Annotated in this window: 20 protein-coding genes; 6 read left to right on the plus strand and 14 right to left on the minus strand. The window is 44.7% G+C overall.

All coding sequences use genetic code 11. The annotated features are described in order from the left end of the window. Positions 1-72: 72 nt before the first annotated feature. Both AAE02nite_RS17425 and AAE02nite_RS17430 read left to right on the plus strand, forming a co-directional pair. Positions 73-951, plus strand: coding sequence for a substrate-binding domain-containing protein (locus tag AAE02nite_RS17425; protein WP_146900538.1), 879 nt, complete (start codon positions 73-75; stop codon positions 949-951). Between the two features lie 19 nt (positions 952-970). Then, positions 971-2,758, plus strand: coding sequence for a M2 family metallopeptidase (locus tag AAE02nite_RS17430; RefSeq protein ID WP_146900541.1), 1,788 nt, complete (start codon positions 971-973; stop codon positions 2,756-2,758). A gap of 101 nt (positions 2,759-2,859) precedes the next feature. On the opposite strand, the gene AAE02nite_RS17435 is transcribed toward AAE02nite_RS17430, so the two are convergent. Together AAE02nite_RS17435 and AAE02nite_RS17440 are read right to left on the minus strand one after the other, a co-directional pair. Continuing rightward, positions 2,860-3,576: a pirin family protein gene (locus tag AAE02nite_RS17435; RefSeq protein ID WP_146900544.1), complete on the minus strand. Its 717-nt coding sequence runs from the start codon at positions 3,574-3,576 to the stop codon at positions 2,860-2,862. A 166-nt stretch (positions 3,577-3,742) separates the two neighbouring features. Further along, positions 3,743-4,516: an XRE family transcriptional regulator gene (locus AAE02nite_RS17440; RefSeq protein WP_146900547.1), complete on the minus strand. Its 774-nt coding sequence runs from the start codon at positions 4,514-4,516 to the stop codon at positions 3,743-3,745. 597 nt (positions 4,517-5,113) lie between these two features. On the opposite strand from AAE02nite_RS17440, the gene AAE02nite_RS17445 reads away from it, so the two are divergent. Further along, positions 5,114-6,319, plus strand: a complete 1,206-nt coding sequence (locus tag AAE02nite_RS17445; protein ID WP_146900550.1) for a S8 family serine peptidase — start codon at positions 5,114-5,116, stop codon at positions 6,317-6,319. A gap of 53 nt (positions 6,320-6,372) precedes the next feature. On the opposite strand, the gene recQ is transcribed toward AAE02nite_RS17445, so the two are convergent. Then, a complete protein-coding gene (gene recQ, locus AAE02nite_RS17450; RefSeq protein WP_146900554.1) occupies positions 6,373-8,508 on the minus strand; it encodes a DNA helicase RecQ in 2,136 nt (711 codons plus the stop codon). 131 nt (positions 8,509-8,639) lie between these two features. Here recQ and AAE02nite_RS17455 point away from each other — a divergent pair, with 131 nt between their 5' ends. Next, positions 8,640-8,987 carry a four-helix bundle copper-binding protein gene (locus AAE02nite_RS17455; RefSeq protein ID WP_146900557.1) on the plus strand — a complete coding sequence of 116 codons (348 nt, stop codon included), beginning with the start codon at positions 8,640-8,642 and terminating at the stop codon, positions 8,985-8,987. A 71-nt stretch (positions 8,988-9,058) separates the two neighbouring features. On the opposite strand, the gene AAE02nite_RS17460 is transcribed toward AAE02nite_RS17455, so the two are convergent. The 10 genes from AAE02nite_RS17460 to AAE02nite_RS17505 form a co-directional block, all read right to left on the minus strand. Beyond that, positions 9,059-9,397, minus strand: a complete 339-nt coding sequence (locus AAE02nite_RS17460) for a phage holin family protein (protein WP_146900560.1) — start codon at positions 9,395-9,397, stop codon at positions 9,059-9,061. 66 nt (positions 9,398-9,463) lie between these two features. Next, complete coding sequence (locus AAE02nite_RS17465) at positions 9,464-10,573, minus strand: agmatinase family protein (RefSeq protein ID WP_146900563.1); 1,110 nt, start codon at positions 10,571-10,573, stop codon at positions 9,464-9,466. 490 nt (positions 10,574-11,063) lie between these two features. Then, the gene (locus AAE02nite_RS17470) at positions 11,064-11,696 is read right to left on the minus strand and encodes a chemotaxis protein CheC (RefSeq protein ID WP_146900566.1); all 633 of its coding nucleotides are present in this window, start codon (positions 11,694-11,696) and stop codon (positions 11,064-11,066) included. 43 nt (positions 11,697-11,739) lie between these two features. Beyond that, positions 11,740-13,392, minus strand: coding sequence for a chemotaxis protein CheA (locus tag AAE02nite_RS17475; protein ID WP_146900568.1), 1,653 nt, complete (start codon positions 13,390-13,392; stop codon positions 11,740-11,742). Positions 13,393-13,410: 18 nt separating this feature from the next. After that, positions 13,411-14,514 carry a chemotaxis protein CheB gene (locus AAE02nite_RS17480; protein WP_146900571.1) on the minus strand — a complete coding sequence of 368 codons (1,104 nt, stop codon included), beginning with the start codon at positions 14,512-14,514 and terminating at the stop codon, positions 13,411-13,413. 45 nt (positions 14,515-14,559) lie between these two features. Beyond that, positions 14,560-14,925 (minus strand): response regulator, encoded by a 366-nt coding sequence (locus AAE02nite_RS17485; protein ID WP_146900574.1) that lies wholly within the window; start codon positions 14,923-14,925, stop codon positions 14,560-14,562. Between the two features lie 42 nt (positions 14,926-14,967). Next, positions 14,968-15,486, minus strand: a complete 519-nt coding sequence (locus AAE02nite_RS17490; protein ID WP_146900577.1) for a chemotaxis protein CheW — start codon at positions 15,484-15,486, stop codon at positions 14,968-14,970. Positions 15,487-15,491: 5 nt separating this feature from the next. After that, positions 15,492-20,180, minus strand: a complete 4,689-nt coding sequence (locus tag AAE02nite_RS17495; protein ID WP_246151129.1) for a HAMP domain-containing protein — start codon at positions 20,178-20,180, stop codon at positions 15,492-15,494. Positions 20,181-20,276: 96 nt separating this feature from the next. Continuing rightward, positions 20,277-21,026 (minus strand): ParA family protein, encoded by a 750-nt coding sequence (locus tag AAE02nite_RS17500; protein WP_170252630.1) that lies wholly within the window; start codon positions 21,024-21,026, stop codon positions 20,277-20,279. A 286-nt stretch (positions 21,027-21,312) separates the two neighbouring features. Continuing rightward, positions 21,313-21,789 (minus strand): SixA phosphatase family protein, encoded by a 477-nt coding sequence (locus AAE02nite_RS17505; protein ID WP_146900584.1) that lies wholly within the window; start codon positions 21,787-21,789, stop codon positions 21,313-21,315. Positions 21,790-21,949: 160 nt separating this feature from the next. Between AAE02nite_RS17505 and topA the strand changes: the two genes are divergently transcribed. Further along, on the plus strand, positions 21,950-24,379 hold the full coding sequence (gene topA / locus AAE02nite_RS17510; RefSeq protein WP_146900587.1) for a type I DNA topoisomerase: 2,430 nt from the start codon (positions 21,950-21,952) through the stop codon (positions 24,377-24,379). A 90-nt stretch (positions 24,380-24,469) separates the two neighbouring features. Beyond that, positions 24,470-25,165 carry an SIR2 family NAD-dependent protein deacylase gene (locus AAE02nite_RS17515; protein ID WP_146900590.1) on the plus strand — a complete coding sequence of 232 codons (696 nt, stop codon included), beginning with the start codon at positions 24,470-24,472 and terminating at the stop codon, positions 25,163-25,165. Positions 25,166-25,293: 128 nt separating this feature from the next. Here AAE02nite_RS17515 and AAE02nite_RS17520 read toward each other — a convergent pair whose 3' ends face one another. Further along, complete coding sequence (locus tag AAE02nite_RS17520) at positions 25,294-26,379, minus strand: o-succinylbenzoate synthase (RefSeq protein ID WP_146900593.1); 1,086 nt, start codon at positions 26,377-26,379, stop codon at positions 25,294-25,296. Between the last annotated feature and the right edge of the window lie 271 nt (positions 26,380-26,650).

The following is a 26,650-nucleotide window of genomic DNA, read 5'->3' on the forward strand; positions in this document are numbered from 1 at the left end:
CGCTTCAGAATAACCTTTTTCTTGATTTAAAAGAATACATTACTCGTTCTAATCTTTTATTAAAATAAAACAATGAATTCAATTACTTTAAAGATAGGTGGCGTACCCGAGCACTTTAATATTCCGTGGCACCAGGCCATTGAACAAGGTTTGTTCCAGCAGCAGGGCTTGGAAATAAAATGGCAGGATTATCCCGGTGGTACTGGGGCTATGGCCAAAGATTTGCGCAGCAGCGATTTAGATGTGGCGGTGCTGTTAACCGAAGGCATCGTGGCCGATATTGTGAAAGGTAATCCGAGCAAAATTATCAGTGTTTATGTAGCTTCTCCCCTGATTTGGGGTATTCACGTGCCAGCCCATTCGAATTTACAGGATGTAAATGAGCTGGAGGCTAAACGCTACGCCATCAGCCGCTTGGGTTCGGGATCGCACTTAATGGCGTTTGTTAATGCCCAGCAGCAAGGTTGGGCCCCCTCTAAATTGGAGTTAATAACCGTAGGCGATATAAATGGCGCCCGCCAAGCCTTCCTAAACAACGAGGCTGACGTATTTATGTGGGAGAAATTTATGACCAAGCCCCTGGTAGATAGCGGTGAATTCCGGCGCGTGGGCGAATGCCCGACCCCGTGGCCTTGCTTTGTAATTGCTGCCCGTCAGGAAATAATTGATAACCATACACCAGCGTTACAACAATTATTAGCCGTCATTCACCAGGCCAACCAGGCGTTTATGCAAAACCCAGCAGCCCCGCAACTGGTAGCCGAAAAGTTTAATTTACAACCCGAAGACGCAGCAACCTGGTTTGCAGCTACCCAGTGGGCTACAGAGGCAACGGTACCATTGGATATGATGGAAACGGTAATAGATACTTTACATTCCTTAAAAATAATATCGGAAAAGCCCAAGGCAGCATCACTGGTAGCCAACTTAACCGGCGTTCAGCCGTCCTGATTTTACACGTAAATATTCTATGAAAAAAATATTCATTCCTGCTTTGGCGCTTACATTGGTATGGTCCTGCGGAGATAAGAAAAATTATCAACAGGAAGCTGATACCTATATCCAAGCGTATAGCCAACAGTTCCAGAAGCTATATACCCAATCATCGGAAGCCGAATGGACTTCTAACACCCGCATTGTAGAAGGCGATTCCACCAATGCCATTGCCACCCGGAAAGCGAACGAAGCCATGGCCGCTTTTACCGGCAGCGAAGAGAATATTAAGAAAACCCGCGAACTGCTGGAGCACAAAGAAGACCTGACGGATATACAGGTGAAGCAATTGGAAAATATGCTCTTTGCCGCCGCTAACAACCCCCAGACCATTCCGGAGGTGGTAAAAAAACGCATTAAAGCCGAAACGGAGCAAACCGAAAAATTATACGGATTCAACTATAAATTAAACGGCAAACCGGTTTCTACCAACCAGCTGGATTCTATTCTGCGGGAAGAAAAAGATTTAGCCAAGCGGCAGCAAGCCTGGGAAGACAGTAAAGAAGTGGGCAAGGTACTAAAAGGCGGACTGGTTAACTTACGCAACCTCCGCAACGAAACCGTGCAAGCCTTGGGTTACGATGATTATTTCAGCTACCAGGCTTCAGACTACGGTATGAAGCGGGAAGAAATGATGGACCTGATGCGGCGGATTAATAAAGAATTAATGCCACTATACCGGGAACTGCATACCTATGCGCGTTACGAATTAGCCAAAAAATACAATCAAAGCCAGGTACCGGATTTATTACCGGCGCACTGGTTACCCAACCGCTGGGGCCAGGACTGGAGCAGCATGGTAGACGTTGCCGGCATTAACCTGGATGGTGTATTACGCGCCAAAGGGGCCGAGTGGCAGGTACAGCAAGCCGAACGCTTTTACCAAAGCCTGGGCTTTCCGGCTTTGCCTAAGAGTTTTTACGAAAAATCGAGCTTATATCCGGTACCAGCCAATGCCGCTTACAAGAAAAACAACCACGCATCGGCCTGGCACATGGATTTGGATAAAGATGTGCGCAGCCTCATGAGCGTTGAGCCGAATGCCGAATGGTACGAAACAACCCACCACGAACTCGGCCACGTTTATTATTACATGACCTATTCTAACCCGGATGTACCTCTTTTATTACGGGGTGGAGCTAATAGAGCTTACCACGAAGCAATGGGCAGCTTAATGGGTTTAGCTGCCATGCAAAAGCCTTTTCTGGCGCAACTAAATTTGGTTGATAAAAATACCAAGACGGATGAGGTGCAAACTTTGTTAAAAGAAGCTTTAAACTACGTGGTGTTTATACCATTTGCTTCGGGCGTAATGAGTGAATTTGAACACGATTTATACGCCAAGAAACTGGCTCCGGAAAACTTTAACCAACGCTGGTGGGAATTGGCGGCACAATACCAGGGCATGGCGCCTCCAACGCAACGCGGACCGGAGTACGCTGATGCCGCTTCCAAAACTCACATTAACGACGACCCGGCGCAATATTATGACTACGCCCTCTCTTACGTTATTCTATTCCAGCTTCACGACCACATTGCCAAAAACATCCTGAAACAAGATCCGCACGCGACCAACTATTATGGCAATAAAGAAGTGGGTAAGTTTTTAGCCAGCATCATGTACCCCGGCGAAAGTGCCGACTGGCGCAAAGTGCTGAAAGAAAAAACCGGAGAAGATTTAAGTGCCCGCGCCATGGTTGCTTACTTCCAACCTTTAATGACCTACCTGAAAGAGCAGAATAAAGACCGGAAATATACTTTATGATTATGGTTAAGCCCAATATTAGCCATTTAAAACCAAAAGAGCCGGACTTTATCCGGCTCTTTTCGTTTAATGATTTTTATTAAATTTAATACAAAACTGAATCAGTAGTTTGCCTGTACCATAGGTACATCTATTAAAATAAAATTACTGTCTTTGGCTGCCTTAATAGTAACTAAATCTACATCGGTTATCCGGAGCTGATCATTTTGCAAGAGCTGGTGACCGTTTACAAATAGTTCGCCTTCGGTCAGATAAAGCAGGGTTCCGCGTATATTAAAGGTTTGGAAATTATATTCCTTATCGTCCCGGAAATTGCCGTAATAAACAGTAGAATTTGAATTCATAAAGACCACGTCTTCTAAAACCTTCTGGCCGGTTACCAACGGAATTAATTCATTTTTCGCATCCAGAAAGTCTATCCGCTTTTGCTCATAAGAAGGCTGTAACCCTTTTTTGTTCGATAAAAACCACAACTGGTATAAATGTAGTTCCTTGTCTTGGTTGTTTTGCTCGGAATGAGTGATACCAGTTCCGGCAGTCATGCGCTGCACTTCGCCCGCACCAATCGTAGTTTTATTGCCCAGGCTATCTTCGTGGGCTACCTCTCCGTCCAGCACAATGGTAATAATTTCCATTTCGGAGTGCGGGTGCTGCGGAAAGCCGCTTTTAGGTGCAACAACATCATCATTAAAAACCCGCAGTGGCCCGAAATGGACATTATTGGGGTTGTAATAATCAGCAAAAGAAAATAAGAAGTGCGATTTAAGCCAGCCAGTTGCAGCAAAATGCCTGTCGGTCGCTTTTATAAGTTCTGTCATAGTTTCGGAGTTTTATTACCCAAGTGATGAGCATCTATAGCTAAAAAAATATATAATAGTTACGGCATCCGAAACCTTTGGTTATTCTGGTTCTATTACAAAGGCTTATAAATAAAAAACCTCCTGAAAATTTTCAGGAGGCCTTTCATGGCTGCCAGGTTATAAGTTATGCTTTTTTGAGTTTAATTACTTCCTGCTGCAAATCCATTACAATGGAAGTAAGTTTACTCAAAGAAAAATCAGCAATTGGGAAACTATTGCTGATATAGGCCTTGGCTTCCCATATTTCGTAAATATTATCTATACCCAGTTCATAAGGATGGTAAACCGGATTATCGGAGTGCAACCGCAGGGTAGCTTCGGTTTTGATTTTATTGTACACGCGCTTAAACACTACCCCTTCCTGCTGGCTAACCAATATACACGGGGTACCATCTTTAATAGAAGACCAATCTTCCACAAACTTGCCAATTATTACCGTACCCGAAGCAATCGGCAGCATCGAATCGCCTTTAATCTCAAAGGCCCGGTGCGTACCCGTAGTATTTAACATAGGTAAACGGAACTTAGGCAATTCCTCAATAAACTCCGGATCGGCATATCCGTTCAGGTAGCCCGCACTGGCTTTATGTGGCACTAACTCTATATTCTCGCGATTATCCTGGTCTACCGTAATAGCCAACACCCTTAGTTTGCCTTCGTTACCGGCATTGTTTTCTTTTACCAGTTCCAGGCCATTTTTACTTAAATCTCTGGTTACAAATTGGTCCAAAGAAATATCAAAAAGCCGGGATATATTTACCAGGGTGCTTAACCGGGGTTCGGCTCTTCCTTCTTCGTACGCTCCGATTAAAGACCTTTTTATGTTCAGTTTTTCAGCTAACTGGGCCTGGGTTAAGCCATTTTTCTTGCGGAGAAACTTTAAGTTGCTATCAACCATAAGCCTTAATGAATAAATTTTTTATATAATTGGTTATTACGTAAATATAAAATATACAGAGCAAATTTACTAATAATTTTAGTTAATTTATTCTGATTTATGCTATTACCTTAGCAAACCAGGCCACTTAAGCCGGTATTCTTCATAAGTAAACTGTTCCAAAACTATCTTATCCAACATCCTTTATTTCTTATATTCAGAATTTTACCTCTTGTTAAATGAACAATCAGAAAAATTTTGAAACATTTTTTTTAATGAATTTTTCTCATATTATAATATGTAATGATAAAATCCTATTTTAAATTATTTTAATCTGAAAGGACTAAATATTGGTTTTAAAATAAATATTTAGGGCATAAAGGTTATTTTAAACTAAAACGTTTACTTCAAATCCAAAATTTGGAAGACAGATTTGTATAAACAATTTAATAATACTTAAATATATATTTTTATATATTTTTACCTGTTCTGAACTAAATGCAAAAAAAATATTGTTGGCGAGACATCAGTAAAGAATAAAATGCTTAATTTTAGATAACCAAGGTTTACCTAAACAAACAAGACTTACTAAATTTTTTATAAACCATTTTTTATTTTATGAAGGCAACAAAATTTAAAAAAGCAGTATCTTTTTTCGCCCTGGCTTCGGTATTTACAATGGCTGGTTGCCAGAATGAGGATAAGTTGTTGGAAGAGCAAGCACCAAAGATAACTGCCGCAGAAACTCCTAATACTGCGAATATTATTCAGGGGAAATATATTGTTGTTTTCAAAGATAAAGGAGAAAAAACTACTGAGATTATTGATGATCTGGTTTTCGCCAAAAAAGTTAACCGCACCAACATCAGCGAAAGCTTAGAGGGGAGAATTCAGGGCTTTACCGGTAAATTGTCTTCCGACCAACTTAAAGATTTAAGAAATAATCCCGAAGTAGCATCTATCGAACCGGACCAGGTAATTTCTTTAGATCCATCCGGTAAATCCAGCCTCACGGCTTATTCTACGGAAGCTCCCAGCGCAACTTATACCATGCCGGCCCAACCAGCCCAAAGCGTGCCTTGGGGCGTAAACATGGTAGGCCGCGGCGATGGCACAGGCAAAACTGCTTGGGTTATTGATAGCGGCGTTGATGTTTATCACCCCGACCTCAAAGTAGATATTGCCCGCAGTGTGAGCTTTGTTACCGGCTTAACTTCTGTTCAGGATGGTTATGGCCACGGCACTATGGTTGCTGGTATAATTGGGGCTAAAAATAACACCATTGGAGTAGTTGGCGTGGCCGCCAATGCTACCATCGTTGCGTTGCGCGTTTTAGATAATAATGGGGCCGGTTCCCTTTCCAACCTTATCCGGGCGGTAAATCACGTTGGCACTTACGGCAAAGCCGGCGATGTGGTGAATATCAGCATCGGTGCGGCCGCTTCCTCTATCCTGGATAATGCCATTAAAACTGCCGCAGCCAAGGGCATTTATTTTTCGATTGCGGCGGGTAACAGCGCGGTAGATTGCAGCAACACTTCTCCGCAACGGGTTAATGCCACTAATGTTTATACGGTTTCGGCAATGGATGCTAACAAGTATTTCTGGAACGCCTCTAACTTTGGCGCGCCGGTCGACCGGGCAGCACCTGGTGTAAATATTACTACTACCGGCAAAAACGGCACCTATACTTACGGCCACGGTACTTCTTTTGCCGCTCCACACGTGGCCGGTTTATTATTACTCAGAGGAAATTATATTGGTACGAACGGTACTGTTATCGGCGACAAAGACAGCTGGACTGATCAAATAGCCAAATTATAAAGTTTATTACAAACTGTTAAATAACAAAAAAGCCGCTGTATGCGGCTTTTTTGTTATTTAACAGTTTGTTTTTTCTTTTTGTAAATAGCTATACTCAGCCTGATTTTAAAATAATCGATTGCCTGGTGCAGGGCCTCGAATATATCTTTTAAATTTTGGTCAGTCCCATGCCAGTTAAAATAATCTTCGAGGATCCGGTATTCAGCGGCCGTTAAATATTTGCCCAGGTTTACGTCATAGTTCTGCTCGTACAAAGTAGCCAGGTGCGAATAAATGGTAACCAGGTTTAAGTTGCGTTGGGCGGCAATCTGTTCGGGCCGCAGACCTTTTTGGTAAGCTTCGTAAGTTACTAAATGGGTAGCGCCTTTTACTTTACTGCCCTGTTCCCGCCGGTCGGTTATAAACCCGATAATTTCATTAATAAAACTGTGACCGTAATTTTCGAACTTAACCATACCTACACCCGAAATAGCCAGCATGGCAATCCGGTTGGTTGGTTTTTCGTCGGCCATTTCGAGCAAGGTACTGTCCGAAAAAATAACGTAGGGCGGCACTTGCCTTTCGTCGGCTAAACTTTTGCGTAGCGCCCGCAGGCGTTCAAATAATTCATCTTTAATAAATTCTTTTTTCGGCCGGCGTTCTACCTTTTCTTCTTCTTTTTCGGCTACCGGCTGAAATTTAACCAGCTTTACCTTTTGGTTAGAAAATAATACTTCCCGGCTCCGGTTATTCAGTTTCAGGGCATAACCCTCTTCGTAGGCCATTTCGAGCAGACCGGCGTTTAGAAACTGGTGCAAATAACTTTGCCAGTCCTGGTGCGGCAGGTCGCGGCCGGCCCCGTAGGTTTTAATTTTGTCGTAACTTTTCTGCAAAACGGCCTGGTTCCGGGCACCGCGCAGCACATCTATTAACAAGCTCATATTTACTTTCTCCTGCATCCGAGCCACCGCCGATAAAGCTTTTTGTGCCAATAATGTACCATCGAAGGTAGCGGGCGGATTGCGGCAATTGTCGCAGTTCCCGCAATCTTTTTCCAGGGTTTCGCCAAAATACTGCAATAATATTTTACGCCGGCAGGTAGCGGCTTCGGCAAATTGCTGCATGCGGTCCAGTTTGGCAATTTGCAGGCTTACCTGCTCCGGGTTTCCCTCTTTAAACATATCGCGCAGGCGCATTACATCGGAGTAGCTGTAAAAAAGCAAAGCCCCCGCCCGGGCGCCATCCCGGCCACCCCGCCCTATTTCCTGGTAATAGCTTTCAATATTTTTGGGCAAATTATAATGAATTACCCACCGCACATTCGATTTATCGATCCCCATGCCAAAAGCGATGGTTGCACAAACAATCTGCACATTATCTTTCAGAAAGGCTTCCTGGGCTTTTGAACGGGCCTGCGCTGGTAAACCCGCATGGTAGGCCGTTGCCTTATAACCCTCGCCCATTAACTTTTGCGCTAGTTGTTCGGTGCTGTTACGGCTGAGGCAATATATAATGCCCGGTTGTCCGCGATGAGATTCTAGAAAATCCAGAATAACCTTGAACCGGTTTTTGGCAGGTAAAACTGTTAAATTAAGATTAGGGCGATCGAAGGACGAAACAAATACTTTTGCGGAGGGCAGGCCTAATTGCTTCAAAATGTCCTGCCGGGTCAGACGGTCGGCGGTGGCGGTAAGCGCCACTATGGGTACTTGGGGAAACTGCTCTTTTATATACTTAAGTTGGGTGTATTCGGGCCGAAAATCGTGGCCCCAGGCCGAAATACAGTGGGCTTCGTCGATGGCGAATAAATTGACCGTCAGACGCTTTAAAAAGGAAAAAAATCCCGGTGATAACAATTTTTCCGGCGAAACATACAACAGTTTGATTTTATCGGCCAGGCACTCGTTTTCCAGTTCGTACTGATCTTCGGCGCTTAAAGAGCTGTTAAGATAACCCGCCGGCACCCCGTTGGCCAGCAACGCTTCTACCTGGTCTTTCATGAGCGCAATCAGCGGCGAAACCACCACACAGATACCCGACATCACCAGCGCCGGTACCTGGTAACAAAGCGATTTGCCACCGCCGGTTGGCATTAACACCAGGCAATCCTGGCCAGCGAGCACCGTTTGAATAACGGATTGCTGCATGGGCCGGAAAGCATCGTAACCAAAATATTCTTTTAAAATTGTCTGCGCGCGCTCACTCATCATTGCTCTCTGAATCGGATTACAAAAATACTTAAATCTGTCCGCATCGCCACACCGCCTGCCTCAAAACCGGTAAAAATAACCATGCAGCCTCCGGGCCGTATTTAAATATACTTGAACTTAAACCCAAAACTATGAAATCGGAATTAACGAACAACCTGGAGCATGTCTTGATTAAATGTATTACCGCCTGCGAAACCTGTGCCACCCTTTGCCTGCAGGAAGACGATGTAAAAATGATGGTGCCTTGTATTCAATTGGATCGGGACTGCGCCGATATTTGTGCTTTAACTGCCCGTTTTGTAGCCCGGAATTCGGTGCATGCGCCCCATGTAATGCGGGAGTGTATTGAAATTTGCCAGGCCTGCCACGATGAGTGTGCCAAACATGATCATGACCATTGCCAGAAATGCGCCGAAGCGTGTCAGGAATGTGCCGATGCCTGTCGTAACTGGCTCAAAACTAAAAATATAACCTTCTAAATGGAAAACTTATAAAGCAAAAGAAAAGCCCATTCTTATAGAAATGGGCTTTTCTTTTGCTTCAGAAAGAACTAATAGCCCCGGATTACATCTATCAGGCCCGTTACCAGCGATAATATTAAACTGAAAATGAGCGCCCAGATAAACCCGTTAACGTGAAAACCTGCCAGCAAATAATCGGCTAACAAAATAATTAAAGCATTAATCACCAATAAAAATAATCCCAGGGTTACAATGGTAACCGGTATGGTCAGGATAACCAGAATGGGCCGAACCAAGGCATTCAAAAAGGCCAGCACCAGGGCTAATATAATCGCACTAACAGCACCGTCTAGTTCTACGCCAGGTAAAATAAGGGCGGAAATGGCTGCCGCAATAGCTGTAAACAAAAGTTTAATAATAAATCCCATAGCTTTACTTTTAAGTGGAAGTAAAATTTAATATTAAAACTTTAGAAAGGTGCTGCTTACCTTTTCTTACTTTTCGCCGGTATTGTAACCCGCTGCATTTAATTTATTTTGCGAAACGGCCATCCAGTTACAAAGCTTGTACAACAGCCGGGCGCCTACATTTCCATTCCACTGGTCGTTGCCCGGCGCTACTTCGCACAAATCAAAGCCAATAATTTTACAGCCGCTCCGCACCAAAGCTTTAATCAGGTAAATAGCTTCTTCAAACTGCAAACCGCCGGCTACCGGCGTACCGGTGCCCGGGCATAATTTGGGGTCTAAGCCGTCGATATCAAAACTAATGTAAACCTTTGGCGGAAGCTGGGCAATAATTTTTTTACACTGCTTTTTCCAGGTATCGCCTTCGTACATATTCTCTTTCAGCAGGGCATCGTAGAAAGTAATGACGCGGCCATTAGAGGAACGGGCCAGTTCCACTTCCGATTCGGCTATGTCGCGGATGCCTACCTGCACCAGCTTTTTAACTTGCTTCAGTTTTAAAGCGTTGTACATAATGGAAGCGTGCGAATATTCAAACCCTTCGTAAGCGTTCCGTAAATCGGCGTGCGCATCTATCTGTAAAATGCCAAATTCTTCGTGTTGCTCAGCCAATGCATGAATCAAACCCAAAGGCGTGCTGTGGTCGCCACCCACTACCCCTACACATTTGCCCTGGTTTAAATAATTTAAAGATCTTTCTTTCAGCCAGTTTAACAATTCCTGCCCTTTCTGGTTAACTGACTGGGTTAGTTCTGTTGCGGTAGCTTCGGAAATCTGATCGCCGCCACCTTCTAGCCATTGAATATACGTCTGGGTTTTGTGCCGCAAGTCGGTACTTTCGTGCAGCCAATCCTCCGATATTTCTTCCATGGCTATCCCTAACTTCCAGGCATTTTCAATATTCGGGTCAAACAAATCGAGTTGGTAAGACGCCTCTTTAATAGCTTCGGGGCCGCGGGCCGTACCGGCATTATAAGAAACAGTAACTTCCCAGGGCACCGGAATAAGCACTACTTCGGCTTCGTCGATGGAAAATGGGAGGCCAAACATGCCACTACTGATATTGCCTACGCCACTGGGGTCGAACTGTTCTATTTTTTGTTTTTTAATTTCCGCAATTGCTGATTTGTCTTGCATAGGGTGTGTAAAGAAAATTAGGTAGGGCGCATCAGGCTTTATTTTAAACTTTTGCGCTTTGGGGTTTAAATATATACAACCGAGTAAAACAACTGTTCAAGCATTTTACTTTCTTTCGGGTATTCAGGTTGTTTTGGTTTCAGGTGCTTGGTTTAAACCAGTTAAGCTAAAAACGGTGGAACTATTTTATTTCCTTAACCGAAGTTACCGGCTATTTACACATCCTTAAATTAGTTTAAACCATTAATAATCAGACATTAAACCTGCTATTAATGGTATAGAAACTCTTAAACTTTTTTAAGGAAAGAACAAGTAGCTTTTTTTAAATATTATAGTACTTTCTAAAATTATCTTTTTACCGCTTCATCCTTCTCCTGACTCCAAAGGGAGGCTATTCAATAACTTTGCGTAAGTCCTATATTGAAAAAAAGGTCATCTTCCTAATAGCTATAATGCCTGGAAAGCCAACTTATACTACGTTCAGTTAGGTTTAATTATTTAATTCATAAAAATTGTAAGACCGGATTATTTCCAGAATTTTGCCAAATGTTTCGGTGTCGAAGAAAAGGAATAAGGGTAATTCTACCATTTCTTCGAAATTGGTGAAGTGGGTAATTACCGTAAAAATTATTGGTTGGTAAAAAGGATGGCTATCAAAAATATGGTTCAGCGATCCGCCTAAATTTCCTTTTTCCGGGTGCACCGGCGGCGAGCCGTAAATATTGGCTTTTAAAATATTAGCTAACTGGGTTACAAAAGCCCCGGTAATGATATTGCTGATTTCGAGTAGCAGCGATTCCTGCATAGCATTTAGTTCCTCAGGAAAGGGAGATTTCATGTTTAAACAAACCTCCGAAAGCTTTTGAATATGCAAATGCGAAAAGATCATCAGGGTGGTACCGTTAAAATCACCTTTAATATCGGACTGAATAATCTGGTGGGTAGCTTCAAACTGCTCTAAAGTTGCTATAACTTCTTTAGCACTTATGAGTTCCATATTGGGTACCTTCAGCAAAACCCGGTCGCGGGAAATGGAAGCAAAGGAATCTGCTGCCCGCGCTAGTCCTATATTCAAAATTTCCTTGATAATATCTTTCTCTAGTTCACTTATTCTAAGTTCCATGCACGAATCTTTAATATAGGTAACTTTGCTTTCAGCGTATCTTTTACTTCTTAGTTAAAAAATAACGGGTTAGCGCCGGCACATCCAACACTAAACAAACTTTTCCGGAGCCCAATAAGGTAACACCACCGTAAATTTCAATGATATCAACCGGTTTATTTAAAGCTTTTACTACAATATCCTGCTGCCGGAATAATTTATCGACAATCAGGCCCAATTTCCGGTTATTATAAGTAACTATTATAATGTTTTGCACCACTCCCTGCAGCTTAGCTTTGCTGCCCAGGTTCATGGTCTTCTCATCAGCGGTTAAAAATTCATTTAACGAAATTACCGTGATGGTTTCATTTTTAATATCGGCTACCAGCAAACCGCCAATTTCGTGTAATTCATCTTTATCCAAAGCCACCACCGAGTCGGTATGCATCAGTGGGATGGCGTAAAAACTACTGTCTACCTCAAAAAGCAAAGCGCCTTTCACCGCGATTGAAGTAGGCAAATGCAAGGTAAAGGTAGTGCCTTTGCCTTTTTCCGAATCAATCCGGATGCGGCCACCGATGCTGTCGATGGCATTTTTTACTACATCTAAACCTACTCCCCGGCCTGATACTTCGGTAATTTGCTTGGCCAGCGAAAAACCTGGCTCAAAAATATAAGACAGCACTTCCGAATCGCGTAGTTCATTCGCCGCCTCGGCCGGTAAATATCCTTTCTGCACAATGCCCCGGCGCACATCGTTTAAATCAATGCCTTTGCCGTCGTCGCTCAGTTTTATCTGCACCATATCCCGGTCGCTTTGGGCCGATAAGCTAATATTGCCCACCGCCGGCTTGCCGGCGGCTTCCCTTACCTCGGCCGGCTCAATGCCGTGCGAAATAGCATTCCGCATAATGTGCAACAGCGAATCCGTAATAATCTGCAGAATATTCCGGTCAATTTGGATGTCCTGACCGGTAATATCCAAATGAATTTCTTTTTTCTCGGCTACCGCAATGTCCCGCACAATCCGCGGAAATTTATTAAACAAAGAACCAATCGTAACCAGCCGCGCATCCATTACACTAAACTGCAAATCCTCGGTTAGCCGATACAAATGCGAACTCACAGAGGTTAAATCCGGGTGGTCTAATTCTTTACTGATAGAAATAATCCGGTCTCTATCTATAATCAACTCACCCACCAGGTTTAGTAAATGGTCCAGCTTTTTAATCTGGATATAAATCAGGTCAGATAACTGAATATTTTTAGAATTCAGGTATTTGGGCCCTTTGGCAACTTCTACCGCTTTATCGCCCGGCTTATTGCCGCTCTCCCCCGTCTGAACGATAATATCCAGGTTCCGGATGATATTTTCGTCCTGGGCCTGGTAATCTTCCTGGTCCAGGTTATTTATCAGCTCGCCCAGCAAATCAATGCCGTCGAATAATATAGTTACGGCTTCGTCGGCAAAAGCTAATTTTTTATTCCGAATCAGCTCAAAAGCAGTTTCGAGTTTATGCGATAATTCTGAGATATGGATATAACCAATAGCTTTGGCATTGGCCTTCATGTTATGAAGCAAGCGAAATATTTCGGCCAACAGCGAATCGTTTTCCGGATTTTTTTCCAGATCGCTGATGTGCCGGTTTAAGGCATCGTAATATTCCAGCGCTTCGCCAATAAATATTTCCTTGTATTCTTCTTCTCTCGATTTCATCCGTAAAAGTCGGCTGGCCTAAATCTGGTGGTATTCGGCAAACCGGTTAATGTAATCTGGTATTTGGGTTAAGTTTAATATTTTCTTAATACTTCTGTTTTCAATTGCTGATTTGGCCATGCCAAATATCACCGACGATTCCTCGTCCTGAGCCACAGTATCGCCGCCGTTATTTAAAATGGTTTGGGTGCCGATAGTACCATCTTTACCCATACCGGTTAAGATTACGCCCAACGTACACGGCCCTGCCAACGCGGCCACCGAGTTCATCAGAATATCTACCGATGGACAGTCAAATTCATTAGCCGGCTCTTCGGAAAAACTTATCCGGAAATCGTTCCGGAGCCCTAAGTGCCGGGTGATAACCATATTTTTATTTCCGGGCGCTACAATTACTTTACCGGCCTCCAGGCGCGTACCTATTTTACCTTCCATTACTTTTAAAGCGGTTAAGCGCTTTAAACGCTCCGAAAAAATACCTGTAAACCGGCCCGGCAAATGCAAGGCCACGAGAATGACGGTTTTTAATTCCGGTTTAATCCCGCCTAATATATATTCGATGGCCTTTGTGCCGCCCGTAGAAGCGCCAATTACCACAAATGATCGCGGTTGCTGGTACCGGTTACTTCTCCTGGCAGCTACTTCTGAATTATGGCCAATTCCGCTTTTATTCGCTGGTTCTGCCAGCGATTGCTGGAACTTTTTTATTTCCATTACCGCTCTTGCCTTCAACAGTATTTCTTCCTGTATCTTCCGGAACTGCGGCAGAATCGTATGGGCCGGGATTTTAACATAATCGTAAACCCCTACTTTCATGGTTTGGAAAATAAAATCTTCGGCCACGGTATCGCGACTAACCAACAGTAAAATGGGTATCTGGTAATCCTGCTGGATTCGCCGGAAGCAATACAGACGGCTGTTCTTCGGCAAATCATAATCGGCTATTACCAGGTCCGGTTTTTCCGCTTTTATTTTCCGGAGCAGATCATCCCCGTTTTCGGCCGTGTCCAGCACCTCCAGATCTACTTCGGCATTTAAAATATCAGTTAAGACCAGCCGCGTAAAACCTGAGAAATCGGCAATAATTATTTTTATTTTCTCGATAACGCTACCCCAAATCAAATGTTATCCAACTTCAACACCAACCAACTCGTGTTTTGCTGCTGACTAATTTTTCAGGGCATTGCCCACTACCTCCAGCACTTTGTCTTCGGAGAAGGGTTTTACTATGTAAGCCAATGCCCCGTTTTCGATGGCTTCGGTTACAATTACTTCCTGGCCAACGGCGCTAACAATTATCACTTTCATGTCGGGCTGGTCTTTCCGGATGCCTTTCAGTACATCTAACCCGGTATTGTCGGGCAATATAACGTCCAGCGTAATCAGGTCCGGATTGGTCTCTTTGGCCATCTGCAAAGCCGTTTGGCCATTCGGCGCTTCGCCTACAACCTCGTAACCTGCATCCGTCAGCATGTTTTTCAGCATGGTCCGCATGTAAAAGGAATCATCAACTATCAATATTCTTTTTTTCATATTTTAGAAACACTGTTATTAAATAATAAACGACTGCATCTTTCAGGATAACACTCTTAATTGCTGTAATTCATCACTGGTAAGAATACGCAGAATATCCAGTACAATTATCAACCGGCCGTTTATTTTACCAATTCCTTCAATAAAATTTTCATTAATATTTAAATCCTGGATAAAAGCCGGCGTTTTATCTATCTGCGAAATAGGAATGGTTAAAGATTGGGGCATTTCCCGCACAATTAAACCAATTGTATAATCGCTGGCCTCCAAGGTCAGGGTGTACGTATTTTTGTAGTTACCCAAGCTTATGGCATCGTCCGGCAGCCGGATATGAAATCTCTCTTCCAAATCCATAATGGCAATAATATCACCCCGGATGTTGGCAATGCCTTTAATAAATTTAGGCGTTTTGGGCATCCGGGCAACTTCGGGGGTTACTGTTACCTCCTTGACCTGCTCTATCCGGATGCCGTATTCTTCTGAACCGAGTTTAAATACTATTAAGTGAACCATGGGTTCTACTTTCCGGTCCCGTTTATCTTTCCGCTCTTCCTGTTCCATCCAACTTAAGATTTTGATTTAGGGGCGCCCTTTTTTGCAGAGCCCTTCTTCGCATCATCTGATAAGGAAGAACCAGAAGCCGCATTACCTAAATTTCTGCTACCCGAACGGCCGTTTCCGGAAGCATCCTGGTTACCAAAACGATCGTCCGGCGCGGCAAATGATGAATTTCTTATGTTTGTAAACCGGTTTGATTCCTGCGACCGGGGCGGAGATACGAGCACTTCACGGTTATAGGTTGGGAAGCCCATTTTGCGGAAAGCCCGGCCATGCGGAATATAACTGCCGTTAATCAGCTTAAAGGCCGAAATAGCTACCTGTAAATCATCGGCAATTTCGTTTAGTTGCTGGCTGGAAGACGTAAGCTCCTGCATTGAACCGGATAATTGCTTGGCAGTACCGGCTACCTGCTGGGTACCGTTAGCCGTTTGCTCAGCAATGGCCACCACTTCTTCTACGTATTTAACTACATCCGAAATAGAAGATTTCTGGACTTCGGTGGCTGTTAAAATATCCTGGGACGACCGCAAGGTTTCGCCAGTGGAAGTGGCAATATTTTTAAAGGCGCCGGAAGCTTCAAAAGTGGCATTTTTCCCTTTTAATACCCGGCCTTCCATGGTCGAGATCGCAGCGGCGGCCGATGAGGTATCTTTTTTCACGTCGTCTACCAAGGTCGCAATTTCGTTCGCCGATTTGCGGGAGCCCTCGGCCAGTTTCCGGATTTCTTCAGCAACTACCGCAAATCCGCGGCCTGCCTCACCAGCCCGGGCGGCTTCGATGGCCGCATTCAGGGCCAGTAAGTTGGTTTGCGAAGCGATATCGGTAATAACGCCCAGTGATTTAGATATTTCCTGGGAACGGGTACTCAGTACTTCAATGGTTTTGGCAGTGAGGGCCGCCGCCGTTGAAATTTCCTCCATATTTTTCACCACTTCAGCCACCGTTTTCAGACCTAATTGGGACGTTTCCTCACCCATAATCGCGGCTTTGTTTACCACATCGGCTTTGTTTGCGGTTTCTTTAGTGGCTTTCATAATTTCCTCGATCAGTTTAAAGGCCTGATCGGTTTTTAGCGCCTGGTTGGCGGCACCTTCGGCCATTTGCTGCATCGATAACGCCACATCCACCATTACCCGGCTCATATCTAACCCTTTGTTCGCCATTTCTTCAGAAGAGCTGCCTACTACCAAAGAGCTGTCGTTAATTTCGCCGAGGAGCGAGTTGAGGTTATCTACCGCCAGGTTAACCGCGTTGGCCATAGCCAGAATATCACCGGCCGTATGAATTTCAACTTTCTGGGTTAAATCTCCTTCGGAAATAGCCCGTACAATCCGCGACACTTCCAACACCGGCGATACAATTGATTCGAGCAGGTCGTTGAGCGTATCTACCAGTTCTTTCCAGCTACCACTTACGCCCAGTACTGTGGCCCGTTCGGTTAATTTACCTTCCACGCCGGCTACCCTGGCTACCCGGCTTACTTCACCGGCTAAACGGTTCAGGTCGTCCACCATGTTGTTGATGGTTTCAGCCAAATCAGCCATTTCACCTTTGGTTTCGAGGGTTAGTTTTTGGGTAAGGTCGCCTTTCGATACGGCGGTTACAATTTTTACAATGCCCCGTACCTGCACCGTCAGGTTGGTAGCCATGCGGTTTACGTTATCGGTTAAGGCTTCCCAAACACCGCCCACATTCGGCACACTAGCCTGGCCGCCCAGTTTACCTTCAGAGCCTACTTCCTGCGCCACGCGGGTTACTTCACCGGCAAATACATTCAGCGAATCTACCATTTGATTCAGAATATTCTTCAGCTCCAGAATTTCGCCTTTCACATCTACCGTCATTTTCTGGCTTAAATCACCGCGGGCCACAGCGGTAGCTACGTTGGCAATATCGCGTACCTGACTGGTCAGGTTGGTGGCCATGGTGTTTACGTTGTTGGTGAGTTCTTTCCAAACACCGCCTACGTTGGGCACATTGGCCTGGCCGCCCAGTTTACCTTCCGAACCTACCTCCCGGGATACCCGGGTTACCTCATCCGCAAAAATATTTAAAGAGTTCACCATCTGGTTGATGTTGTCCTTCAACTGCAACAACTCGCCGCGTACATCTACCGTAATTTTCTGGCTCAAATCACCGCGGGCTACGGCCGTGGCTACGTTGGCAATATCGCGCACCTGGCTGGTTAAGTTGCCCGCCATGGTGTTTACATTTTCCGTTAAGGCCTTCCAAACCCCGCCTACGTTAGGTACATTGGCCTGGCCGCCCAGTTTACCTTCGGAACCTACTTCCTGGGCCACCCGGGTTACTTCGTTGGCAAAAATATTCAGGGAGTCCACCATTTGGTTTGTATTCTCCTTCAGTTGCAGCATTTCGCCGCGTACATCCACCGTAATCTTTTTACTTAGATCGCCTTTGGCCACGGCCGTGGTAACGGTAGCAATATCCCTTACTTGCAGCGTCAGGTTGCTGGCCATGGTGTTTACGTTATCCGTCAGCACTTTCCAGGTTCCGCCTACGTTAGGGACATTGGCTTGTCCGCCGAGCTTACCTTCGGAGCCTACCTCCCGGGCCACGCGGGTTACCTCATCGCCGAATATATTCAGCGAGTCCACCATCTGGTTGATGTTCTCTTTCAGTTGTAAGAGTTCGCCTTTTACATCTACCGTAATTTTCTGACTCAAATCGCCCCGTGCTACGGCGGTGGCTACGTTGGCAATATCGCGCACCTGACTCGTCAGGTTTCCCGCCATCGCGTTTACATTATTCGTGAGTTCTTTCCAAATCCCGGCTACATTGGGCACACTGGCCTGACCACCCAGTTTACCTTCGGTACCCACTTCCAGGGCCACGCGGGTAACCTCACCGGCGAATACGTTCAGCGAATCCACCATCTGGTTCAGAATATTCTTCAGCTCCAGAATCTCGCCTTTAACATTCACGGTCATTTTCTGACTCAAATCGCCTTTGGCTACGGCCGTGGCTACGTTGGCTATATCGCGTACCTGGCTGGTCAGGTTGCCCGCCATAAAGTTCACGTTATCGGTCAGCTCTTTCCACATGCCCGCTACGTTCGGCACCTTGGCTTGTCCGCCTAATATTCCTTCGGCGCCTACTTCCAGGGCCACGCGGGTTACTTCCCGCCCAAAAATATTCAGGGAGTCTACCATCTGGTTGATATTCTCTTTCAACTGCAACAGCTCGCCGCGTACATCTACCGTAATTTTCTGGCTCAAATCACCGCGGGCCACGGCCGTCGCTACGTTGGCAATATCCCGTACTTGCAAGGTCAGGTTGCTGGCCATGGCGTTTACGTTTTCAGTCAGGTCTTTCCAAACCCCGGCTACGTTCGGCACTTTCGCTTGTCCGCCGAGCTTACCTTCGGTACCCACTTCCAGGGCCACCCGGGTTACCTCACCGGCAAATACGTTTAGCGAATCCACCATCTGGTTAATATTTTCTTTCAGCTCCAGGAATTCGCCTTTTACATTTACCGTAATCTTTTGCCGCAGGTCACCTTTCGCCACCGCCGTGGCAACGTTGGCAATATCGCGCATCTGGCTGGTCAGGTTGCTGGCCATGGTGTTTACGTTGTCGGTCAGCACTTTCCAGGTTCCGCCCACGTTCGGTACATTGGCTTGTCCGCCGAGCTTACCTTCGGAGCCTACCTCCCGGGCCACGCGGGTTACTTCATCACCGAAAATATTCAGCGAGTCCACCATCTGGTTGATGTTCTCTTTTAACAAAAGCATCTCCCCTTTTACATCTACTGTAATTTTCTGGCTTAAGTCGCCACGGGCTACGGCCGTGGCTACGTTGGCAATATCCCGAACCTGTAAGGTCAGGTTGCTGGCCATGGTGTTTACGTTGTCGGTGAGTTCTTTCCAAACGCCGGCCACGTTGGGCACCCCGGCCTGGCCACCCAGTTTACCTTCGGAGCCTACTTCCAGGGCCACCCGGGTTACTTCACCGGCAAAAATATTCAGGTTATCGATGGTACGGTTAATGGTTTCGGCCATTACTTTAAAATCACCGGATACCGGAATCTGGAAGCTTTCGTCGAGATTACCCCGCGAAATATTCTTCAATACTTTACCTACCTCCAATACCGGAACCGCAATCGAATCAACCAGCCCATTAATATTATTGATCATGTCTTTCCAGAAGCCGGCGGCATTTTCAGCCGAGGCGCGGGCTTTCAGGTTACCTTCCACTCCGGCTACTTTTGATATACGGGATACTTCGCCACCTACACCCCCAATCATTTCTACCATGGAGTTATAGGCTTCGGCAATATCGGCAAAAATATCGTTGTGCTGCTTGGTTAAACGCACCGAAACATCGCCCTTTTTAAAGGCATCCAAGGCAAATAGAACCCGGTTTAGCTGTTCGTTTACGTACTCATCGTCCAGGCCCTTAAAACCGTTTTTTCCATTAAGGTTGTTTACAGGGCTGTCTTCGGCCATTTTATCCTTCCCTCTTTTATTTTCCACTGGCTCTGCCAACACGGCTACCTCAGCCGGTGTAGCTTTAGGCCGGGCACTGCTCCGTTTAGTTGCTTCGGCCGGATTGGGTGGCATAAAGGCGGCATCATTGGGGTCAGGTGCTAAAGCCCCCTCCTTTTCAGCTGCCGGCCCTGGTGTTACCTCCTCGCTTCCCGGTTTAGAGATCAGTTTATCTTTATTCAACTTCATGTTTTTTCCTAAAGCCATATGCTTGACCCTGTGTATATTATAAACTAATGGAATTTAAATTTTAAGACTGTTATTCCCCGGCCGGGGGAAAACAGGTTATTTTGTTATTAAAAATTCGGCAGCCAGCGCCTGGTAATCCTGGGCACCGTAAGAACCCGGATCGTAATCCAGTACACTTTTACCAAAAGAAGGCGCTTCGGCCAGCTTTACGTTCAGGCGAATACGGGTTTTAAATATTCGTTCGGCTATATTCTGCTCCAGGTACTCCTGAATTTCCGAGCTAAGCTTCCGCCTTTTATCAAACATCACCACTACAATGCCCTTCACCTTTAATTTGGCATTAAATGCCGAACGCACTTGTTTAACGGTATTCAGAATCTGGCTTAAACCCTGCAACGTTAAAACCTCCATTTGCAAAGGAATTAAAACTTCATCGGAAGCTACCAGGGCATTTACCGTAAGCAGCGACAGCGAAGGCGGACAATCTATTAAAATAATATCATAGCCTTTTGCTTCGGCCAATATATTTTTCAGAAACTTTTCCCTTTCGGGTTGGGTAACCAGCGAAATTTCAATATCAACCAGCTCATTTGCCCCCGGGGCAATGCTTAAATTACCTTGATTTACAATTATCTCGTTTAAACTTTTGCTGCCGGTAAAAACATCGGCCAGCGTGCCCTGCGGTTCTTCCACCCCTAAAGAATAAGAAAGATTGGCCTGGGGGTCTAAGTCTATCAGCAATATTTTTTTTCCGGTTTTACTTAAGGCACTTCCTAAATTTATAGTTGTAGTAGTTTTTCCTGTGCCACCTTTTTGGTTAATCACAGACACTATTTTTGGCGCCATTCGGTTGCAGAAAAAGTATTTAAAATAATATTGCTGATTAAGTTGGTTATGCGGATAAAGAAGAATAAGGCTACTGCCCGCAACTACAAATTTTATCATTTTTAGAGTAGTTACCAATACTTGTTACCCGTAATTTACTATAAAATTACAAAAATTTATTCGCAATACAGGATGGCTCAATTTAATAATCTGAAACCCAGTTGAATAAATCTTTTGCTTAAATAACTTACCCGAACTGATTTCTATAAAAGGGAACAGGTGAAATTATGCAGGTAACTCTAATCCCTTAATAATTAATTTTTAATCTGTACGGCGACCATTCCACCGATGCCCAGTCGGTAGCTTCCGAAATAAAGTAATTACAACCGCCTGTGGGCACATAAACTTTGCTGCCAGTGAAATCACTAACTAAATGCGAGACTGCCGGATTATGGCTTATCAGAATAATGGTTTGGGCAGATTCAGGTAAAGCAGCCATTTCTTTTAACAAAGTAGTAACCGAAGGATAATATAATTCCTGGCGTGATTTTAGCTTACTTAAGTCATAATGAAGGACTTCGGCAATTTTCTGGGCGGTTTGGCGGGTTCGGGTGGCGCTACTATGTATTATACTGTCGATGGTAAGCCCAAAACCTTTAATAAAAGTACCGGTTTGGGTGGCTTCCGCCATTCCGGTGGCAGAGAGCTCCCGGTCGATATCTGGTTCAATTGCCAGCGCTTCGCGGGCATGCGCATGGCGGCACAGAAATAAGTTTTTAGCCATAATACAAAATAACAGTGCTTATACGGCAGTACTTATAAAAGTTACGTATTCTAAATATTTTAGAACTTTCAAAAGGAATACCTAGTTGTTTTATTAAAAAAAAAATATTCATCTTTGAAAAAAATTGGCTGGAAGGGTCGGAATTACAGTAAAAGGAAGAATGGTTAAGAATTTAGTTATAGTTGAGTCGCCGGCAAAAGCCAAAACGATTGAAGGTTACCTGGGTAAAGATTTTATAGTAAAGTCCAGCTTTGGACACGTGCGCGATTTACCGAAGGATAATAATGCCATTGATATTAAAAATGGATTTAAGCCTACTTACGTGGTCTCGGCCGATAAAAAAGAAATTATTGCCCAGCTTAAAAAATTAGCCAAAGAAGCCGACACGGTTTGGTTAGCATCCGACGACGACCGCGAAGGAGAAGCTATTTCGTGGCACTTATCCGAAGCGCTGAACCTGAACGATGCGAAAACGCGGCGGATTGTATTCCGGGAAATTACCAAAAATGCCATTCTGAACGCCATTGAATCGCCGCGCAAAATAGATATAAACCGGGTAAATGCGCAGCAAGCCCGCCGGGTACTTGACCGCCTGGTTGGTTTTGAGCTCTCGCCGGTTCTCTGGAAAAAAATTAAAACCGGGCTTTCGGCCGGCCGGGTGCAATCGGTAGCGGTGCGCCTGGTAGTAGAGCGCGAGCGTGAAATAGAAAAATTTAAAGCCGAATCGGCTTTTAAAATAGTAGCTTACCTGTTGGTAAACGGCAAGCAACTGGAAGCAGAATTGCCGACGCGATTTAAAACCCAGGCCGAAGCGCAAACCTTTTTAGAAAACTGCCAAGGTGCTACTTATACCATTGAAAACTTGGAGAAAAAACCGGTTAAAAGGAGCCCCGCCGCACCGTTTACCACATCTACCCTGCAGCAGGAAGCCAGCCGAAAACTGGGCTATTCGGTAGCCCAAACCATGACGGTGGCCCAGAAGCTTTACGAGGCCGGTAAAATTTCTTACATGCGTACGGATTCTACTAATCTGTCGCAGGATGCAATAAACGGGGCCGCTGCCGAAATTACCCAGGCATTTGGTGCTGATTACGCAAAAACCCGGCAGTATCGTACCAAATCCAGCTCGGCGCAGGAAGCCCACGAAGCTATCCGGCCAACCGATTTTAATGCCAAACAAGCCAGTACCGACCGCAGCGAGCAACGTTTGTACGAATTAATCTGGAAGCGCGCTATTGCCTCCCAAATGGCCGATGCTGTAATCGAAAAAACCACGGCTACCATTGGCATCTCCACCCAGCCAAATGCTAAATTAGTTGCTACCGGCGAAGTAGTTACTTTTGAAGGATTCCTGAAAGTATATATCGAATCGAAAGACGACGGCGAACAAAACGACGATATCAAAGGGATGTTGCCGCCCTTATCGGTTGGTCAGGTTTTAAACTTAGACCGGCTACAGGCTACTCAAAGGTTTACCCGGCCCGCTCCCCGCTATACCGAGGCCAGTTTGGTAAAAAAGCTGGAAGAACTGGGGATTGGCCGTCCTTCTACTTATGCCCCCACTATTTCCACCATTCAGAAGCGGGGCTATATCGAAAAAGATAACCGGGAAGGTAAAGAAAGAACTTACCAGGTGCTTACCTTGGTTAACAACGCCTTAAAATCCGAAACCAAAACTGAAATTACCGGCGCCGAAAAGGGGAAATTATTCCCGACTGATATGGCCATGGTGGTAAACGATTTTCTGGAAGATCATTTCCCGGCAATTATTGATTACAAGTTTACAGCTAAAGTAGAAGAAGAATTCGACCAAATTGCCACCGGTAATAAACAGTGGGATAAAATGCTCGAAAACTTTTATGGTCCTTTCCATGAAACTGTAGAATCGAGCCAGAATATTGAACGGTCTACGGTGAGCGGTGCCCGTGATTTGGGCGTGGACCCGAATACCGGCAAAAAAGTATTTGCTAAACTTGGCCGGTTTGGTCCTTACGTGCAGTTAGGCGAAGAGAACGAAGAAACGAAAGAAAAACCGGTTTATGCCAGCCTGCGCAAAGGCCAGTTTCTGGAAAGTATCACCCTAGAAGATGCACTCGAATTATTTAAATTACCCAGGATTTTAGGCACTTTCGAGGATAAAGAAATGACAGCGGCTATTGGCCGGTTTGGACCTTTTATCAAGCATAATAATAAATTTATTTCTTTACCCAAGCAGTACGACCCGTACACGGTAAATGCCGAAGAAGCCATTGCCATTATTGAGGCCAAGCGCAAAGCCGACGCTGAAAAATGCATTAAAACCTTCGAAGAAAACCCGGAAGTTCAGGTGCTGAATGGCCGGTTTGGACCGTATATTGTAGTGGGCAAGAAAAATGTAAAAATTCCGAAAGGCAAAGAACCTGGTGAGTTAACGCTGGAAGAATGTTTAACGTTAGCCGAGCAAACACCCGATAAACCAACGCGGGGAGGCTTTAAAAAGAAAACGGTAGCCGAAAAACCAGAGAAAGAAGCGCCGAAAAAGAAAGCGGCGCCGAAGAAAACGGCTTCAACCGCTACTAAAAAAGCAGCCGCTACAGCTAAAAAGAAATAATTTTTTTCTAAATATTTCTGTCGCCTCTAACTTTTATATTTTTCTGCCGAAGAATATAAAAGTTAGAGGCTTTTTATTTATACACTTAATATGGAAAGAAAAAAACTGGTGGTGCTAACCGGAGCGGGAATTAGCGCCGAAAGTGGCATTGCTACCTTTAGAGACGCCAATGGATTGTGGGAAGGGCACGATGTAATGGAAGTTGCGTCGCCGGAAGGATGGCAAAAGAACCAAGCTTTGGTGCTCGATTTTTATAACCAGCGCCGCAAGCAAGCTTTTCAGGCTAAGCCCAATCCAGGGCACCTGGCGTTAGCCGAACTGGAAAAGAAATTTGCCGTTACCGTTATCACCCAAAACGTAGATCACCTGCACGAACAGGCCGGCTCTACCAACGTTATTCACCTGCATGGCAGTTTGTTTCAGTCGCGCAGCACCGCCGACGAAAGTTTAGTTTACCCGATTAAAGGCTGGGAACTGAAATTGGGCGATAAATGCGAGAAGAATTCCCAGCTTCGGCCCAATATTGTCTGGTTCGGCGAAATGGTGCCGCTCATGGACCAAGCCATTGCAGAAACGCAACAAGCGGATATTTTTATGGTTGTGGGAACATCGTTGATGGTATATCCGGCGGCTGGTTTGGTGCATTATGTACCCGCCAAAGCACCTATTTATGTCATCGATCCGAATCTGCCTGCCGTAAACAAGCGGACCAATATGCATTTAATTTCGGAAAAAGCCGGCGTGGCCTTACCTGAACTAGCCCAAAAACTTTTGCAGGCCGTTTAAAGCTAAGGTTGTAAGTATCTTTATAGTAATATTATTATAGCTGAATTCACTTTACTAAAATATTCATAAAACCTTAAATTATTTAATTACTTCGAAACATACAATCTTATAATAGTCAGCGATTTGTTTCATACAAATAAATCAAGTTCCCATTCCTGGTTATCTTCATAGAATAAATGCCCTTGCTGGATAGAAAGCGGAGAGGGAATATTATTATTGTAGAGTTGTCCGGTTCCTAACCCTTGTTCCCGCGCAATAGTATATTGGGCCGTAAACTGGCTAATGGCATTTAGGCCAATATTTGACTCGAGCGCCGAAGTAATCCACCAGTCAATGCCAAACCCGCCGGCAATATTTATCCATTCTGCTGTTGCCTGCATTCCGCCCAACAACGTAGGCTTTAATATAATGTAAGTTGGGGCAATGGTCCGGAGTAAATTTTCTTTCTGACTTAACTCTGTTATGCCAATGAGTTCCTCGTCTAAAGCCACCGGGACCGGCGAGTTGCGGCAAATCTGCTGCATCTCCTCCCATTGGCCGGCCCGGATAGGCTGTTCAATAGAATGCAAATCAAAAGCCGATAACTGCTCTAATTTACTTAGAGCCTCGGCCGGCAGAAAAGCACCGTTGGCATCTACCCGGATCGTTAAATCTTTGGACGTCGCTGCTTTCCGGATAGCTGCCAATATTTCCAACTCGGTGTTAAAATCTAAGCTGCCAATTTTAAGCTTCAGGCAGGAATAACCGTCATCTAATTTCTTTCTGATTTGCTCCTGCATAAAAGCTTTATCGCCCATCCAGATTAGGCCATTAATCGGAATACCAGCTTTTCCCTGGGTAAAATCATTATGGTAAAGTATTCTTTGGCCACCCCTTTCCAAATCGAACCAGGCGGTTTCCAAAGCAAATAGCAGCGATGGAAAAATAATAAGTTTATTACTATAAATTATTGATTCTAAATTTTGTACTCCTTCTTTTATAAATATTTGATTTAACTCCTCTATTTGCCTGAATAATTTCGCTTTAAAATCGGGTGTGTACTCGGGGCTTAAACCAGGCAGTGGGGCGCATTCTCCTATCCCAAATATTTCTTTCTGCCGGGTATCATATAATTTTAAATAGAATACCTGGTGTTGCTGCATGGCTCCCCGCGAAGTGCGGGCATCAAACTTAAATTGCAATAAATGCGGTATTATCTCCAGTTGTAAACTCATATAATATAGGATGATACATTGACAAGGCACGGGGATAAGGCTTAAACCACTTACCCTTTCACATTTAAAATTTGCCTAAATTTACTTTCTGCAAAAAAGAGAACCTAGAAAAAACAACTGGCTCAAAAATAAACCTGGCTTTCCCATTCTGCCGCATTTTGCTGGGGATATTTTATTAACGGTGCTTAGAGAATATTTAACCCTAACATGGCCTCTTTATTCTCCGGTAAATGCATCCTTTCGTTTTAAAACAACTTTTTACTTAAAGTAG

The sequence above is a fragment of the Adhaeribacter aerolatus genome (assembly GCF_007991635.1).
Lineage (GTDB): Bacteria > Bacteroidota > Bacteroidia > Cytophagales > Hymenobacteraceae > Adhaeribacter > Adhaeribacter aerolatus.

Bases quoted from the DNA above. Each gene is read 5' to 3' on its own strand.
- AAE02nite_RS17430 (WP_146900541.1), top strand. From the start codon at position 971: ATGAAAAAAATATTCATTCCTGCTTTGGCGCTTACATTGGTATGGTCC.
- AAE02nite_RS17445 (WP_146900550.1), top strand. From the start codon at position 5,114: ATGAAGGCAACAAAATTTAAAAAAGCAGTATCTTTTTTCGCCCTGGCT.
- AAE02nite_RS17515 (WP_146900590.1), top strand. From the start codon at position 24,470: ATGGAAAGAAAAAAACTGGTGGTGCTAACCGGAGCGGGAATTAGCGCC.
- AAE02nite_RS17460 (WP_146900560.1), bottom strand. From the start codon at position 9,397: ATGGGATTTATTATTAAACTTTTGTTTACAGCTATTGCGGCAGCCATT.
- AAE02nite_RS17495 (WP_246151129.1), bottom strand. From the start codon at position 20,180: ATGAAGTTGAATAAAGATAAACTGATCTCTAAACCGGGAAGCGAGGAG.
- AAE02nite_RS17505 (WP_146900584.1), bottom strand. From the start codon at position 21,789: ATGGCTAAAAACTTATTTCTGTGCCGCCATGCGCATGCCCGCGAAGCG.
- AAE02nite_RS17485 (WP_146900574.1), bottom strand. From the start codon at position 14,925: ATGAAAAAAAGAATATTGATAGTTGATGATTCCTTTTACATGCGGACC.
- recQ (WP_146900554.1), bottom strand. From the start codon at position 8,508: ATGATGAGTGAGCGCGCGCAGACAATTTTAAAAGAATATTTTGGTTAC.
- AAE02nite_RS17465 (WP_146900563.1), bottom strand. From the start codon at position 10,573: ATGCAAGACAAATCAGCAATTGCGGAAATTAAAAAACAAAAAATAGAA.
- topA (WP_146900587.1), top strand. From the start codon at position 21,950: ATGGTTAAGAATTTAGTTATAGTTGAGTCGCCGGCAAAAGCCAAAACG.
- AAE02nite_RS17490 (WP_146900577.1), bottom strand. From the start codon at position 15,486: ATGGAACAGGAAGAGCGGAAAGATAAACGGGACCGGAAAGTAGAACCC.
- AAE02nite_RS17440 (WP_146900547.1), bottom strand. From the start codon at position 4,516: ATGGTTGATAGCAACTTAAAGTTTCTCCGCAAGAAAAATGGCTTAACC.
- AAE02nite_RS17435 (WP_146900544.1), bottom strand. From the start codon at position 3,576: ATGACAGAACTTATAAAAGCGACCGACAGGCATTTTGCTGCAACTGGC.
- AAE02nite_RS17500 (WP_170252630.1), bottom strand. From the start codon at position 21,026: ATGGCGCCAAAAATAGTGTCTGTGATTAACCAAAAAGGTGGCACAGGA.
- AAE02nite_RS17475 (WP_146900568.1), bottom strand. From the start codon at position 13,392: ATGAAATCGAGAGAAGAAGAATACAAGGAAATATTTATTGGCGAAGCG.
- AAE02nite_RS17455 (WP_146900557.1), top strand. From the start codon at position 8,640: ATGAAATCGGAATTAACGAACAACCTGGAGCATGTCTTGATTAAATGT.
- AAE02nite_RS17470 (WP_146900566.1), bottom strand. From the start codon at position 11,696: ATGGAACTTAGAATAAGTGAACTAGAGAAAGATATTATCAAGGAAATT.
- AAE02nite_RS17425 (WP_146900538.1), top strand. From the start codon at position 73: ATGAATTCAATTACTTTAAAGATAGGTGGCGTACCCGAGCACTTTAAT.
- AAE02nite_RS17520 (WP_146900593.1), bottom strand. From the start codon at position 26,379: ATGAGTTTACAACTGGAGATAATACCGCATTTATTGCAATTTAAGTTT.